Origin of the sequence: Izhakiella capsodis (assembly GCF_900115045.1) — a bacterium.
In the GTDB taxonomy this organism is placed as follows: domain Bacteria; phylum Pseudomonadota; class Gammaproteobacteria; order Enterobacterales; family Enterobacteriaceae; genus Izhakiella; species Izhakiella capsodis.
Map to the genome: position 1 here is coordinate 497,140 of NZ_FOVC01000001.1, position 15,390 is coordinate 512,529.

A 15,390-nucleotide genomic window follows, 5' to 3' on the forward strand; every position below is an offset into this window, starting at 1 on the left:
TTAAGAATCCTCCTAATAGTTAAGATTTTATAATCTTTTTTTTTAAAATCAATGCCGTTGTTAAAATAAAACCGAATCAGAACATCACTTAAATCTATTGCATTTGAAGGCTCAATTGGAAAGTGATGTTTTTTAATCAGTAAAACTTAACATTACCTCTTTGTTGTTCGGATTAATAACTCAACTCACCGCAGCGACAGACGCTGCGGTGAGATGTCGGATAGCCGGAGAATTAACAGGCGATGGGGTGAGGATTAAGGATTGGTTTTGAGCTCTTCCTGCTCATCGAGCAGCGCCTCCACCGCCTCTTCCGGATCGTATTCTGGTGCCGGCGATTCGTTCATCCAGACGGATAAAAGTCGATAAGAAACCGCCAGCACGACCGGACCAATAAACAGCCCAATCATGCCAAAAGCGATGAGTCCGCCAATCACACCGGAAAGGATGAGGATCATGGGTAAGTCAGCGCCCAGGCGGATAAGCATCGGTCGCAGAACGTTGTCGAGGGTGCCTACCACACAGCTCCAGACCAACAGAACCGTTCCCCAGGTGGTATTGCCGCTCCAGTACAGCCAGATAATCGCCGGAATTAATACCACTAAGGGGCCGAGTTGCACCAGACAGCACAGGATAATGAGAACTGTCAGCAGCGTGGCATAGGGGATGCCGGAGACTGCCAGTCCGAGGCCGCCCAGTACGCCCTGAACAAGTGCGGTAACCACAACACCCAGTGCAACAGCGCGTACAGCCTGCGCGGCCAGCAATACCGCGGCATCGCCGCGACGTGCGGCCAGACGAAAGGCAAAGTGTCGTATGCCATGCCCTACCTGCTCACCGCGCCAGTAAAGCAAAATGCTGAACAGAAGCATGACGCCAAGATGCATCATAAAGCGGCCAAAATGGCCTGCTTGTGCCATAAAAAAACTGGTAGTGCGGCCGATGTAAGGTTGGATCTTTGCCATCATTGCGCTGCCGCCGCCAGCCACCAGACTATGATAGCCCGTATAAAGTTTGTCGCCTACCATCGGAACGCTTTTTAACCACGCAAGATCGGGTAGCTGTAGATGCCCAGAGGTGGCCCAGGCGATCACCGGCGCACTGTTATCTATCAAACCGCTCACCAGTAACGCGACGGGAATAATAAACAGCAGCAGCAGCAGCATCGTCATAACAATTACCGCGAGGCAGCGACGTCCCCAGAGCCATCCCTGGATGCGTATCATCACAGGCCAGGTTGCAATGACCACCATGCTTGCCCAGGCAAAACCTAATATAAATGGCTCGACCACCCAAAAGCAGGCCAATATCAACAGGGTGATGAACAACAGTAAGAATATGATTTGTGGTAAATCCCATTCTTTTGGCGATAGGTTCATACAGCAAGACTTCCTTTAATAAATGATTAAGATAAATCGTCCAGGTTCCGGGGCAGAACCGCTTGGGGAACATCTCTAAGGATGATCTATTTCTGCACTTTTTTACAGAAGCAAACTGCAGTTAAAATGATAAGTCGCAGAACAGACGACAACAGGCGGAAAATTATGATAAAAAAGTAAATCCGGCATGGAGAGGGCGTAGGCATAGCCAAGGATTTATTTAACCGAGTTGGTCACCTGATAATGATCCCACAGATTCCCCAGGCGCCAGGCCTGATTCAACTGGTGCTGACATTTTTAGACACTCTCAAACAGCAAGGCTTTACCGGCGATAGCGCCACCAGCTATGCCGATCGTCTGGCTATGTCAACCGATAACAGCATCTATCAGCTGCTGCCGGACGCGGTTATTTTTCCTCGCTCTACAGCGGATGTTGCACTTGTTTCACGCGTCGCTGAAGAAGCGCCTTTTAGATCACTTGTGTTTACCCCGCGCGGCGGCGGGACGGGTACCAATGGCCAGGCGCTTAATCAGGGTATCGTTATTGATATGTCGCGCTATATGAACCGTATCCTTGAAATAAACCCACAGGAAGGCTGGGTCAAAGTAGAAGCAGGGGTAGTAAAAGATCAGCTTAACGCCTGGCTGAAACCCTATGGTTACTTTTTCTCGCCGGAGTTGTCCACCAGCAATCGCGCAACGCTTGGCGGCATGATTAATACCGACGCATCGGGTCAGGGATCGCTGGTTTATGGTAAAACCTCCGATCACGTGCTGGGTCTTCGGGCGGTACTGCTTGGTGGGGAAATTATCGACACCCGCACAGTACCGGTAGCAGTGGCACAGACGCTTGCTGGCGAAAATACCCCGGAAGGACGTATTTATAAAACCGTGCTGGAGCGCTGTCTGGAGCAGCGCCAGCTGATCCTCGAAAAGTTTCCCAAACTTAACCGTTTTCTTACCGGTTATGATCTGCGCCACGTCATTAGCGACGATAGGCAGCATATTGATTTGACGCGTATTCTTTGCGGCTCGGAAGGGACTCTGGCGTTGATTACTGAAGCACGACTGGATATTACACCGGTGCCAAAAGTACGCAGGCTGGTGAATATCAAATATGATTCATTTGATTCTGCGCTGCGCAACGCGCCGCTGATGCTGAAAGCCAATGCTCTTTCGGTTGAGACGGTTGATTCGAAAGTGCTTGATTTGGCGCGTGAAGATATCGTCTGGCATTCGGTAAAGGATCTGATAACCCAGGTGCCGGATAAAATTATGCAGGGATTGAATATCGTTGAGTTTGTCGGTAACGATGAGGACACTATTGACAAACAGCTTAATTCGTTGTGTCAGGATTTGGATACATTAATCGCGTCCAGGCAGGGCGGTATTATCGGCTATCAGATTTGTGGCGATTTACAGGATATTGAACGTATTTACGCCATGCGTAAAAAAGCAGTCGGCCTGTTAGGTAATGCAAAAGGCCGCGCCAAGCCGATCCCCTTTGTTGAGGATACCTGTGTTCCGCCAGAGCGCCTGGCTGATTACATTACTGAGTTTCGCGCACTGCTGGACAGTCACCATCTGAGCTATGGCATGTTTGGTCACGTTGACGCGGGGGTGCTGCATGTTCGCCCTGCGCTGGATATGTGTGACCCGCAGCAGGAAAAGCTAATGAAAACACTGTCTGATGAAGTGGTCGCGCTGACGGCACGCTACGGGGGATTGTTGTGGGGTGAGCACGGTAAAGGTTTTCGCGCCGAATACAGTCCCGCTTTTTTTGGTGACGAACTCTACGATGAACTGCGTCGCATTAAAGCTGCTTTTGACCCACTGAACCGGCTGAACCCTGGAAAAATCTGCCCCCCTTATGGGATTGACGCTGCGATGAAAACCGTCGACTCCCCCACCCGTGGAAGCTTTGATCGCCAGATCCCGGTTACTGTGCGTAACGCATATCGCGGTGCATTGGAGTGCAATGGCAACGGCCTGTGTTTTAATTTTGACGTCAACAGCCCGATGTGCCCATCAATGAAAATTACCCGCAACCGCGTTCACTCGCCAAAGGGGCGCGCTACGCTGATGCGTGAGTGGCTGAGACTGCTGGCAGAGCAGGGTGTCGATCCCCTTACACTGGAAAGAGAGCTAACGGAAAGGCGCATGAGCCTGCGCGCGCTAATACAGCGTACGCGTAATAGCTGGCACGCTCGCAAGGGAGAATACGATTTCTCCCACGAAGTAAAACAAGCGATGTCTGGCTGCCTGGCCTGTAAAGCCTGCTCAACGCAGTGTCCGATTAAAATTGACGTGCCGAATTTCCGCTCACGCTTTCTGCAACTTTATCATACGCGTTACCTGCGCCCGGCTAGTGACTATCTGGTCGCCAGTATTGAAAGTTATGCGCCGCTTATGGCGAAAGCGCCAAAAACCTTCAACTTCTTTTTGCGCCAGCCGTGGATGCGTGAATTGAGTCGCCAGCATATTGGTATGGTCGATCTTCCGCTGCTTTCCTCGCCGCCGCTAAAACAGCAACTGATCGGCCACGGTAACGTCACTATGACGCTCGGTCAGCTGGAAGCGTTGACCAGTGAGGCCCGGGCTAATACCGTACTGGTGGTCCAGGATGCTTTCACCAGCGCTTACGAGGCGCAGCTGATTACGGATTTAGTCCGCTTGATTTCCCGTCTGGGGTTTCAGCCGGTGGTACTGCCATTTTCACCCAATGGTAAAGCTCAGCATGTGAAAGGTTTTTTGCAACGTTTTGTCCGTACGGCGAAAAAAACCGCAGAATTTCTCAATCGTGTTGCTGCTCTGGGAATGCCAATAATCGGTGTTGATGCCGCTATGGTGCTTTGCTATCGCGACGAATATCGACAGGCTCTGGGCGATAAGCGCGGCGATTTTCATGTGTTGCTGGTGCATGAATGGCTTAACCAAGTACTGGCCGGGCGTGAAACAGCACCGGCTGGCGGAGACGTGTGGTATCTGTTTAGCCATTGTACAGAGGTCACGGCGTTACCGTCTGCGCCGCAGCAGTGGCAGGGCATTTTTGCGTATTTTGGTGCAACCTTAAAAAATATCAGTACCGGCTGCTGTGGTATGGCGGGAACCTTCGGACATGAGGCTAAAAACCATGAAAACTCACTGGCTATTTTTCAGCAATCGTGGCATCCCGCACTGGAAAAAATGCCGCGTCAGCGCTGCCTGGCAACGGGCTACTCCTGCCGCAGCCAGATAAGACGCGTTGAGGGCAATGGGGTACGCCATCCGCTGCAAGCGCTGCTGGAGCTGATACCGGAACAGGCGGCAATTGCGCAGTGAGCACCCGGTGAGTAACGTGGGCGAGGAAAAGTTTACCAGGCGTACTTTACAAACTCGGTTTGTAAAGTACTGGCCTTTTGCCATTCACCGTTAATCGCCAACTGATGGCACAAGCGCGTTAACGAATGACGAGCCAGCTGCCAGGCCTGCATGCGAAACAATTTATCGCGACGGTGGTTGCTCACCTCAGCCAGGAGGCGCTGATGCAGTCGCCCGAGCGCATGAAGATAGCTGTGGTCGTCGCCGTTTATATGACACAACTCGGCCATATCCATACAGATCTCATTAAAACTGCGCAGCTGATCAAGATTACACTCCGTTCGGTTAAGTTTGGCCTGGGCCAGGTAAAAATCTATGGTGAGATCGCGTATGCGGAATTTATATTCATCGATTTGATGCTGAAGCCAGGCATTAATAGATTGCGTCATCGTTAACAGCCATTATTCATAGTAATGATAATTATTATCATATACGGGCGAAAAAAATTATCAATAAGGCCGTTGTATTTATCCGAATATGCTATTTGTTGCAAAGATAGGCGCAACCAATCTTTTTTTTTGAAAAGGTTGTTTATGGCGGGGTAAACCGAATTATTGTCGATAGCTGTCGGAAATTATCATTTATAAACATTCAGATAGCTAAGAATAATTTTAAATGTATACAACCGTAGACCGGGGCAGGAAAGGTCTAAAATTAGGTTATCACCGGGAAAAAAAGGTCATTTCATATTATCCCTGCAAAACAAGAGGTTGAAGTGGTTAGTGTTATCACTACCATAGAGGAAAAAGCAGGGCTATCGCATAGTGAGGTAAGTTATGCAATCTGTAAAAGCCGCATCATTTTCACCGGAGGATTTCGTCTGGAAAGGATTGACGCTCACCGACGGAGCCGCGAGGCAAATTATGACGCTGACAGCCAGCGATCCGGAAGTTAAGGGGCTGAAGCTTGGCGTAAAGCAGTCCGGCTGCGCCGGATTTGGTTATACCATGGACTTGGTTAAAGAGCCTGCCAGCGATGATCTTGTTTTTACGCATCAAGGGGCGCATTTGTTTGTACCGTTACAAGCGATGCCTTTCATTGATGGTACCGAAGTGGATTATGTCCGCGAAGGGTTGAACCAGGTGTTTAAATTTAATAATCCTAAAGCGCAACATGCCTGTGGGTGTGGTGAAAGCTTTGGCATTGAGTGATTCTTATGTCTCGTAACAACGATATCTCAGCATCTGAAGAGGTACATATCTGGGAAGGCGGTCCACAAAAGTATAAAGAGGGCTTTTTTACTCAGCTGCAAACCGATGAACTGGAGCATGGTATTAGTGAAGAGGTCGTTCGCGCTATTTCCGCTAAGCGTAACGAACCAGAATGGATGCTGGAGTTTCGCCTGAAGGCCTATAATGCCTGGTTAAAAATGGAGGAGCCGCACTGGCTCAAAGCCCATTACAAATCGCTTAACTATCAGGATTACAGCTATTATTCAGCGCCTTCCTGCGGGGTTTGTAATGACAGCTGTGCTTCTGAGCAAGGCACAACCCAAACTTCCGGTGCTCAACCCGCCAGTAATTTTCTCACACAAGAAGTCGAAAAAGCGTTCGATCAGCTAGGCGTACCCGTACGTGAAGGTCGTGAGGTTGCCGTTGATGCTATTTTCGACTCGGTATCCGTTGCCACAACTTACCGTCATAAGCTGGCGGAACAGGGCATAATTTTTTGCTCGTTTGGTGAGGCGATACAGGAACACCCTGAACTGGTCAAGCAGTATCTTGGAACGGTCGTGCCGCACAATGACAATTTTTTTGCTGCGCTTAATTCAGCGGTGGCATCGGACGGGACGTTTGTTTACATCCCGAAAGGCGTAAGCTGTCCGATGGAGCTATCCACCTATTTTCGCATCAACGCGGCCAAAACGGGCCAGTTTGAGCGTACTATCCTGATCGCCGATGAAGACAGCTACGTGAGTTATATCGAGGGTTGTTCGGCTCCGGTTCGTGATACCTATCAGCTGCATGCGGCGGTGGTCGAGGTCATCATTCATAAAAATGCCGAAGTAAAATATTCGACGGTGCAAAACTGGTTTCCTGGCGGTGAAGGCGAGGGCGGCATTCTCAATTTCGTGACCAAGCGTGCGCTGTGTGAAGGGGAAAATAGCAAGATGTCCTGGACACAGTCAGAAACGGGTTCGGCCATCACCTGGAAATACCCCAGCTGTATTCTGCGAGGCGACAACGCTGTCGGCGAATTCTTTTCCGTTGCCCTGACCAGTGGACGCCAGCAGGCAGATACCGGAACTAAAATGATCCACATTGGTAAAAATACCAAATCGACCATCATTTCTAAGGGAATATCAGCCGGAAAAAGTCAGAATACCTACCGTGGGCAGGTCAAAATTATGCCAACGGCAACTAACGCACGTAATTTCACGCAGTGCGACTCAATGTTAATTGGACCTGATTGCGGCGCTCATACTTTTCCTTACGTTGAAGTGCGAAATAACAGTGCTCAGCTTGAGCATGAAGCAACCACCTCACGCATCGGCGAAGATCAGCTGTTTTATTGTTTGCAGCGTGGCATCAGCGAAGATGATGCTATCTCAATGATTGTAAATGGTTTTTGTAAGGATGTATTTTCTGAGCTGCCGCTCGAATTTGCCGTAGAAGCGCAAAAGCTGCTGGCAATCAGTCTGGAACATAGCGTTGGATAAAGCACCTGCGTATTTTCATCGGTACCAGTAGGTATCGACAAGGGAAAACTATGTTAAGTATTAAAGATTTACAGGTAAATATTGAAGATAAAGCAATTCTACGTGGGCTGGATCTGGAGATAAACGCCGGTGAAGTACACGCGATTATGGGGCCAAATGGTTCTGGAAAAAGTACTTTATCAGCGACTCTGGCCGGGCGTGAAGAGTATGAGGTCACGGGCGGCCGCGTCAGCTTCAAGGGTAAGGATTTGTTTGAACTTGCTCCGGAAGACCGCGCAGGTGAAGGTATCTTCATGGCATTCCAGTATCCGGTGGAAATACCCGGCGTCAGTAATCAGTTTTTCCTGCAAACAGCGGTTAATGCCGTAAGAAAATACCGTGAACAGCCGGTGCTCGACCGTTTTGACTTTCAGGATTATATCGAAGATAAAATTCAGTTATTAAAAATGCCGGAGGATTTGCTGACGCGCTCGGTAAACGTCGGTTTTTCCGGAGGCGAAAAAAAACGTAATGATATTCTTCAAATGGCGGCACTGGAGCCAGACCTGTGCATTCTTGATGAGACTGACTCCGGTCTTGATATTGATGCGCTGAAAATTGTTGCAAATGGCGTTAACTCGCTGCGTGACGGCAAGCGTGCTTTCATTATCGTTACCCACTATCAGCGCATTCTTGACTACATTAAGCCAGATTTCGTGCATGTGCTCTATCAGGGGAAAATCGTTAAATCTGGCGATTTGACACTGGTAAAACAGCTGGAGGAGCAGGGCTATGGCTGGCTTACAGACCAGGAGTAACGACAACGCGATACAGCAATGGCACCATTTATTTGAAAGCCGTAGTGACCAGCGCTCCATGCAGGCGCAGCAGCACTGGCAACAGGTTTTGCGGCTTGGATTGCCGACGCGCAAACATGAAAACTGGCGTTATACGCCGCTTGACCAATTGCTGTCTGAACGTTTTGCACTGCCAGAGTCCGCCACACGCCTCAATGCGCACGACTTAGCACCGCTGGCATTGGATATCGATGCGGTTCGCTTGGTATTTGTTGATGGGCGTTTCGATGCGGAATTAAGCGACAAAAATTACGGTTCATTCCAGGTTGAAATTCAGCAAGCCTCCAGACGTCGTGAGTTTGATACGCCAATCCAGCCTGAACTGTTTCTGCATCTGACGGAAAGTCTGGCCGAGGACGCCGCCATAGTGCGGCTGGCTCGGGGTAAGCGTGCTGTGCGGCCGCTTTACTTGCTAAATATTAGCAGCGGTCGTAGCGGTGTGGTCAATACCATTCACTATCGACACCATCTTGAACTGGAGGCGGGTGCTGAGGCAATGCTGATCGAACACTATGTCAGCCTTAACAACAGCGGCCACTTCAGCGGTGCGCGTTTCACCTTTCAGGTAGGGGATAACGCCAGACTTAGCCACTATAAACTGGGTTTTGAAAGCGCTAACAGCTATCACTTCGCCCATAATGATATTCGTGTTGGTCGTGATGCGCGGGTTGAAAGCCATAGCTTTTTACTTGGTTCCGGATTGTCGCGGCACAATACCAGCGTCCAGCTGAACGGCGAGAACAGCGAGCTGTTGCTTAACAGTCTGGTGCTGCCAGTGGATAATGAGGTATGCGATACTCGCAGTTATCTGGAGCATAATAAGGGCTATTGTGTTAGCCGCCAGCTTCATAAAACCATTGTTCGCGATCGGGCTAAAGCGGTTTTCAATGGAAAGATTACCGTTGCGCAACATGCGTTGAAGACTGACGGACAAATGGCCAATAACAATCTGTTACTGGGACGTCTGGCTGAGGTGGATACTAAGCCCCAGCTCGAAATCTATGCCGATGATGTCAAGTGCAGCCACGGGGCAACTATTGGTCGTATTGATGATGAGCAGATGTTTTATCTGCGCGCCCGTGGGATTGATGAACAGGCCGCTCAGCGCATGATTATCTATGCTTTTGCCGCTGAACTGACCGAAGCTATCAGCGACAGTCCCCTGAAAGAAGCGGTCTTAGCGCGTATTGCGTTGCGCTTTCCCGGAGGTCAGAATGAGTTTTGATGTCCGTCGCGTGAGAGCGGATTTTCCTGTGCTAACCCGGGAGGTAAACGGTTGCAAGCTGGCTTACCTCGATAGTGCTGCCAGCGCACAGAAGCCGCTCAGTGTGATTGAGGCGGAAAGTCATTTTTATCAGCATGGCTATGCGGCGGTGCATCGTGGCGTCCATACGCTAAGCGCAGAGGCCACAAGGGCGATGGAAGATGTTCGTCATCAGGTCGCGCGCTTTATTCATGCGGCTTCACCGGAAGAGATTGTTTTTGTTCGCGGCACTACCGAAGGCATTAACCTGGTAGCGAATAGCTGGGGACAGAGTCAGATCAAAGCGGGCGACAATCTGATCATCACCGAGATGGAGCATCATGCCAATATTGTGCCCTGGCAGCTGCTTGCGCAGCGTACCGGTGCTGAATTGCGTTATATACCCATTACAGATGAAGGCCGGTTAAATATCGCTAAGCTCGATGCGCTTATTGATAATCGTACTCGGCTGCTGGCATTCACTCAGGTCTCTAACGTGCTGGGCACGGTTAACCCGCTAAAAAAACTGATTGCCAGAGCGCGTGCTGCTGGCATTACCACGTTGATTGACGGCGCTCAGGCGGTGATACATCAGGCGGTGGATGTACAGGAGTTAGGCTGCGACTTTTACGTATTTTCCGGGCATAAAATTTATGGCCCCACCGGCATCGGTATACTTTACGGACGTAAGGCCTTGCTCGATGAAATGCCGCCCTGGGAAGGCGGTGGTTCAATGATACAAAGCGTCAGCCTGCAAAGTGGCTCCACCTGGAATACGGCACCCTGGCGTTTTGAAGCCGGTTCGCCGCATACCGGTGGCATTATTGGTCTCGGTGCTGCGCTTCGCTATGTCAGCGAACTGGGTATCGATAATATTCACCACTATGAACAACAGCTGATGCGCTATGCACAGAACAAGCTGGCGACTGTACCCGATTTGGTAATCTACGGACCGGAGGATCGCGCTGGCGTCATCTCCTTCAATTTAGGTAAACATCACGCCTATGACGTGGGTACCTTCCTTGATCAGTACGGAATAGCCATTCGTACCGGTCACCATTGTGCTATGCCACTGATGAGCCACTATGGTGTTCCCGCCATGTGCCGGGCAAGTTTTACCCTGTATAATACCGAGGAAGAAGCTGACCGACTGACGGATGGGCTGATACGTATACACCGTCTGCTCGGCTGACAATGGCGGGCTGACAGGAGGAGTGAATGGCTACGCTGCCAGATAAAGAGAAATTGGTGCGCAACTTCAATCGTTGCGCAAACTGGGAAGAGAAGTACCTTTACATCATTGAATTAGGGGTGGCGTTGCCGGAGTTTTCTGTTTCTTTGCACCAGCCTGAAAACGCCATATCCGGCTGCCAGAGCCAGGTCTGGCTATTGCTTACGCAGGATAAGAATGGAAAAGTTATTCTGCAGGGAGATAGCGATGCTGCCATCGTTAAAGGATTAATTGCCGTCGTATTTATTTTGTATCAGCAGCTGGATCCCGCAGAAATTGTCACCTTTGATGTGCGCCCTTGGTTTGAGCAACTGGCTTTAACACAACACCTGACACCGTCGCGCACGCAGGGACTTGAGGCGATGGTTCGTGCAATTCGTCAGAAAGCAGGAAGACTAATCTGATCTGATCGGTACAGGGTTTTTTAGGACAAAAAAATGGCGCACATAGTGCGCCATTTTTCATACAGGAATTCTTACTTGCGGTAAGAGTGAGCCTGGTTGTCCAGACGCTGGTTAGCACGCGCTGCGTCATCTTTAGCAGCCTGAACGTCAGAACGCATTGCGTTCACGTCATTGCTCAGCTGATCAACTTTGGCGTTCAGAGTCTGAACGTCAGTAGACAGCTGGTCGATTTTAGCGTTGCTTGAGCAACCAGCCAGCAGAGTTGAACCGAGAATTACCGCGCCCAGTACCAGTTTAGTACGATTCATTATTTATACCCTCTAGATTAAGTTAATCTCCATGTAGCGTTACAAGTATTACACAAACTTTTTTGGGATGAGAATAAATTTTTACTTATAACACGCTTAATTTTGATCGTTAGCTCAAAGAAGCGGCTGAGCGTTACTATTGGGGAAAAAAATAAAGAAAACATGTATCTTCAATCGGACCAATCTTAATAACGGCTTGCGCTGAATAATTAAATTAATCCGGTTTTTTGGCAATTTTAATTAAAAATTTAACGAAAAAAAAAGCGCCCTGGGGCGCTTAAAAATCTTTAAGATCGAACTTCGCTTAAATGGCGTGTACGGATGCGGTATTGGTGGTTCCACTTGGCACAAGTGCACCCGAAACCATTACCACGACATCGCCTTTTTTCGCATAGCCGCTTTTGAGTGCCGCTTCTTTACCCAGACGGTAGAAATCATCCGTTGAGGCGATTTCAGTAACAAGCGTGGTTTCTACGCCTTTGGTCAGTAACAACTGGCGGGCAGTCAGCTCATTTGTTGTCAGGGCGAGAATAGTGGCGTGCGGAAAATATTTGCGTATTGATTTTGCCGATTTTCCGCCTTCGGTTGCTACTACGATAAGCGGAGCTTCAAGATTCTCAGCTGTTTCTACCGCACCCCGACAGACGGCCTCGGTAATGCGCATTCTGTGCTGCGGATCTTTGATTTCAGTACGGCTTTTCATGACCGGGTCGGTACGTTCGCAGATGATTGCCATGATGCTTACTGCTTCAAGTGGGTACTTACCTTTAGCGCTCTCACCAGAAAGCATGACTGCATCGGTACCGTCAAGAATGGCGTTAGCCACGTCACCCGCTTCAGCACGAGTAGGGCGCGGATTCTTGATCATTGAGTCCAGCATCTGGGTTGCGGTAATCACCACTTTACGGGCTTGATTACACTTCTTAATCATCATCTTTTGGGCGAAAATCACTTCCTCAACCGGAATTTCAACGCCGAGATCGCCACGGGCAACCATGATGCCGTCTGAAGCTTCAAGGATCTCATCGAAATTGTTGAGACCTTCCTGATTCTCAATTTTAGAGATGATTTGAATATGCTCACCACCGTGAGCTTTAAGGTGTTCGCGAATTTCCAGTACGTCGGAACGCTTACGAATAAACGATGCTGCAACAAAGTCAACGCCCTGCTCGCAGCCAAAGATTAGATCATGCTTATCCTTTTCCGCCAGCGCCGGTAGCCGGATTGAAACGCCAGGCAGGTTGACACCTTTATTTTCACCAAGGTCACCACCGTTCAGAACCCGGCATACGACGGTTTGACCGGTTATTTGGGTAACTTTCATACCAATCAGACCGTCATCAACCAGCACGGTATTTCCGATGCTTAAATCGCTGCTGAACCCGGAGTAGGTGACGGCGACACATTCGCTATTACCAATTACGCTCTTGTCAGTCGTAAAGGTGAAGGTCTGGCCTGCCTCTAATGTGACATCTTTGCCGCCTTCCAGCTTCATGGTGCGGATCTCCGGGCCTTTAGTGTCAAGCAGGATTGCGGCCTGATGGCCGGTTTTTTTCACTACATTGCGCAGATTAGTGATGCGTCTTCCATGCTCCTCATAATCACCGTGGGAAAAATTAAGACGCATGACGTTCATTCCTGCGTCCAACAGGTTAGTCAGCATCTCTTCAGACTCGGTTTTTGGGCCGATAGTACAAACAATCTTGGTCTTTTTCATGGCGAGTTTTCTATAAGTTGTAATGGATGATTAGCAGTTGTCTCACAGCCAGTGGCTGGGAGAGGAATTGGATGTTCTGTAACGGACCGCGATACAGCTTTAAGGATAGGAGATAGCGATTGGGTAAGCAGCGGAAGTTCTGAGCAGGGTTTGCGGCAGGCCATTGCACGATTGCGCAAGCAGGGAAAGGCATCAATTCTGGCTCTTCCATACGCTGAAACCATTCAAGTCGTTCAAAGTGGCATTATAGTCGTGAAGCTATGTAAAACCAATTAAAAAACAGCGACTATTTATGGGGAATTGATGAAATAAAGGGGGAAATCACAAAAAAGAGATGGGCGGTCTGGTGCGTTCTAGAGGACTCGAACCTCCGACCCCCACCATGTCAAGGTGGTGCTCTAACCAACTGAGCTAAGAACGCAAAATCTCTCTAACTTTTATGCCGTTAATTGCGTTACAAACGGCAATAACCTGCGAATATCTTGTTTGGTGCGTCCGAGTGGACTCGAACCACCGACCCCCACCATGTCAAGGTGGTGCTCTAACCAACTGAGCTACGGACGCACTGGTGCGTTCTAGAGGACTCGAACCTCCGACCCCCACCATGTCAAGGTGGTGCTCTAACCAACTGAGCTAAGAACGCGCGCTGCTATCACCGATGATATGCAAAAAATCAGCAGACTTACAGCGGGGACGAATATTAGCGGCAGGCTGAACGACTGGCAAGGGAAAAGCGATAAATTTCTGCGTAACTGCTGCGCTTCTGAGCAAGCGCAGTAATTTTAAGCATTCGTTACGGTATGCCCGATCAACGAGCCGCACGTCCCAGGATAATTTCGGCCGGCTGCTGCTGAAGTCGGCATATGCGCCATAGCATCATGATTGCTGAACAGGTCAGGCCGATGATAAAGCCGCACCAGAAACCCGCTGGCCCCATTGCGGGAACTACCCAGTTAGTCAGGGCTAATATGTAGCCACTGGGTAACCCAAGACACCAGTATGCGACCAGCGTAATAAAGAAAATGGCGCGCGTATCTTTATAGCCGCGTAGTACTCCGCTGCCAATGACCTGGATTGAGTCAGATAGTTGGTAAATAGCAGCCAGAAACATAAGTTGAGCCGCCAGGGTCACAACCGCAGGATCATCGTTATAAAGCAGCGCGATGTGTTCACGAAAGGTGACAGTAAACAGGGCGGTGCAGCAGGCCATCAGTACGCCGACTATTTGTGCCGTCCAGGCGGCGGTGCGGGCAGCATGAGTTGAACCCTGACCAAGTCGATAGCCGACGCGGATGGTAGCGGCTACGCCTATCGAGAGAGGGACAACAAACATCAGGGAGCTAAAGTTGAGAGCGATCTGATGTCCGGCAACGTCCACAATTCCCATGGGTGAAACCAGCAGTGCAACAACGGCAAACAGGGTGACTTCAAAAAAAAGCGCCAGCGCGATAGGCAGGCCTAAGAAAAATAACCGCTTGAGAACCTGCCAGTCCGGCCCGGCAACCGGGGTTGACTGATGAATATCACGCAGGAATGCCGCGCGCCGACACCATGCTTTCATGCAGATGAACATTACCCAGTAAACCGACGCAGTCGCGACGCCACAGCCAACCCCGCCCATGGCGGGCATACCAAAGTGACCGTAAATAAAAATGTAGTTTACCGGGATATTGACCAGTAACCCAAGAAAGCCCAGTACCATACCCGGCTTGGTTTTTGATAAGCCCTCGCACTGATTACGTAACACCTGGAAAAAAAGATAGCCTGGTGCTCCCCATAACAAAGCGCGCAGATAGCGTACTGCCTTATCCGCCAGTTCGGCATTGATATTATGCATGGCGTAGATGACGAAACCGGCATTGAACAGCACGAGCATTACCACGATCGAAACGATACCCGCCAGCCAATAGGCCTGACCCACCTGGTGGGAAATATGCTGACGCCTCCCGGCACCGTTGAGTTGGGCCACTACCGGTGTTAGTGCCAGTATCAGACCATGGCCGAACAGGATTGTCGGAAGCCAAATCGACGTGCCTACCGCAACGGCGGCCATATCTGTAGCGCTTACACCACCAGCCATAATGGTATCGACGAATCCCATTGCTGTCTGTGCCACCTGGGCGAAGATGACGGGTATCGCCAATGCTAATAATTGACGCGCCTCGACAAAATACTTCTGCACGCATACACCTTTATTATGTTTATTTCCCCGGGAGAAGAGTCGTAGCTGAATTCGATTGCTGAAAAGCCTGACTC

The 15,390-nt window shown here is 49.8% G+C and carries 12 protein-coding genes and 3 tRNA genes; 7 read left to right on the forward strand and 8 right to left on the reverse strand.

Annotated features, from left to right (window positions below):
• Positions 1 to 254: 254 nt before the first annotated feature.
• Positions 255 to 1,376 (reverse strand): AI-2E family transporter YdiK, encoded by a 1,122-nt coding sequence (gene ydiK / locus BM191_RS02300; RefSeq protein ID WP_092874570.1) that lies wholly within the window; start codon positions 1,374 to 1,376, stop codon positions 255 to 257.
• Between the two features lie 243 nt (positions 1,377 to 1,619).
• Here ydiK and ydiJ point away from each other — a divergent pair, with 243 nt between their 5' ends.
• Complete coding sequence (gene ydiJ, locus BM191_RS02305; RefSeq protein WP_092874573.1) at positions 1,620 to 4,697, forward strand: D-2-hydroxyglutarate dehydrogenase YdiJ; 3,078 nt, start codon at positions 1,620 to 1,622, stop codon at positions 4,695 to 4,697.
• A 32-nt stretch (positions 4,698 to 4,729) separates the two neighbouring features.
• On the opposite strand, the gene BM191_RS02310 is transcribed toward ydiJ, so the two are convergent.
• Positions 4,730 to 5,125, reverse strand: coding sequence for a hypothetical protein (locus tag BM191_RS02310; protein ID WP_092874576.1), 396 nt, complete (start codon positions 5,123 to 5,125; stop codon positions 4,730 to 4,732).
• Positions 5,126 to 5,512: 387 nt separating this feature from the next.
• On the opposite strand from BM191_RS02310, the gene sufA reads away from it, so the two are divergent.
• Genes sufA through sufE form a run of 6 tightly spaced genes read left to right on the forward strand, consistent with a single transcriptional unit; the run spans position 5,513 to position 11,109 of the window.
• Entirely contained in the window at positions 5,513 to 5,887 is a 375-nt protein-coding gene (sufA, locus tag BM191_RS02315; protein ID WP_092874579.1) for a Fe-S cluster assembly scaffold SufA, read from the forward strand.
• 5 nt (positions 5,888 to 5,892) lie between these two features.
• On the forward strand, positions 5,893 to 7,395 hold the full coding sequence (gene sufB, locus BM191_RS02320; protein WP_092874582.1) for a Fe-S cluster assembly protein SufB: 1,503 nt from the start codon (positions 5,893 to 5,895) through the stop codon (positions 7,393 to 7,395).
• Between the two features lie 50 nt (positions 7,396 to 7,445).
• The gene (sufC, locus tag BM191_RS02325) at positions 7,446 to 8,192 is read left to right on the forward strand and encodes a Fe-S cluster assembly ATPase SufC (protein WP_092874585.1); all 747 of its coding nucleotides are present in this window, start codon (positions 7,446 to 7,448) and stop codon (positions 8,190 to 8,192) included.
• Positions 8,167 to 9,456: a Fe-S cluster assembly protein SufD gene (gene sufD / locus BM191_RS02330; protein WP_092874588.1), complete on the forward strand. Its 1,290-nt coding sequence runs from the start codon at positions 8,167 to 8,169 to the stop codon at positions 9,454 to 9,456. The genes sufC and sufD overlap by 26 nt, the downstream gene beginning before the upstream one ends.
• Positions 9,446 to 10,666, forward strand: a complete 1,221-nt coding sequence (gene sufS / locus BM191_RS02335) for a cysteine desulfurase SufS (protein WP_092874591.1) — start codon at positions 9,446 to 9,448, stop codon at positions 10,664 to 10,666. Before sufD ends, sufS begins: the two co-directional genes overlap by 11 nt.
• A gap of 26 nt (positions 10,667 to 10,692) precedes the next feature.
• Positions 10,693 to 11,109 carry a cysteine desulfuration protein SufE gene (sufE, locus tag BM191_RS02340; protein ID WP_092874594.1) on the forward strand — a complete coding sequence of 139 codons (417 nt, stop codon included), beginning with the start codon at positions 10,693 to 10,695 and terminating at the stop codon, positions 11,107 to 11,109.
• A 71-nt stretch (positions 11,110 to 11,180) separates the two neighbouring features.
• Here sufE and BM191_RS02345 read toward each other — a convergent pair whose 3' ends face one another.
• From BM191_RS02345 to BM191_RS02375, 6 genes are all read right to left on the reverse strand, one after another.
• The gene (locus BM191_RS02345; RefSeq protein ID WP_013201929.1) at positions 11,181 to 11,417 is read right to left on the reverse strand and encodes a major outer membrane lipoprotein; all 237 of its coding nucleotides are present in this window, start codon (positions 11,415 to 11,417) and stop codon (positions 11,181 to 11,183) included.
• Positions 11,418 to 11,721: 304 nt separating this feature from the next.
• The gene (pykF, locus tag BM191_RS02350) at positions 11,722 to 13,134 is read right to left on the reverse strand and encodes a pyruvate kinase PykF (RefSeq protein WP_092874597.1); all 1,413 of its coding nucleotides are present in this window, start codon (positions 13,132 to 13,134) and stop codon (positions 11,722 to 11,724) included.
• 344 nt (positions 13,135 to 13,478) lie between these two features.
• Positions 13,479 to 13,555: transfer RNA gene (locus tag BM191_RS02355), tRNA-Val, on the reverse strand.
• Between the two features lie 66 nt (positions 13,556 to 13,621).
• A tRNA-Val gene (locus BM191_RS02360) sits at positions 13,622 to 13,698 on the reverse strand.
• A gap of 2 nt (positions 13,699 to 13,700) precedes the next feature.
• Positions 13,701 to 13,777: transfer RNA gene (locus tag BM191_RS02365), tRNA-Val, on the reverse strand.
• 165 nt (positions 13,778 to 13,942) lie between these two features.
• Positions 13,943 to 15,316: an MATE family efflux transporter gene (locus BM191_RS02375; protein WP_092874603.1), complete on the reverse strand. Its 1,374-nt coding sequence runs from the start codon at positions 15,314 to 15,316 to the stop codon at positions 13,943 to 13,945.
• Positions 15,317 to 15,390: the final 74 nt, after the last annotated feature.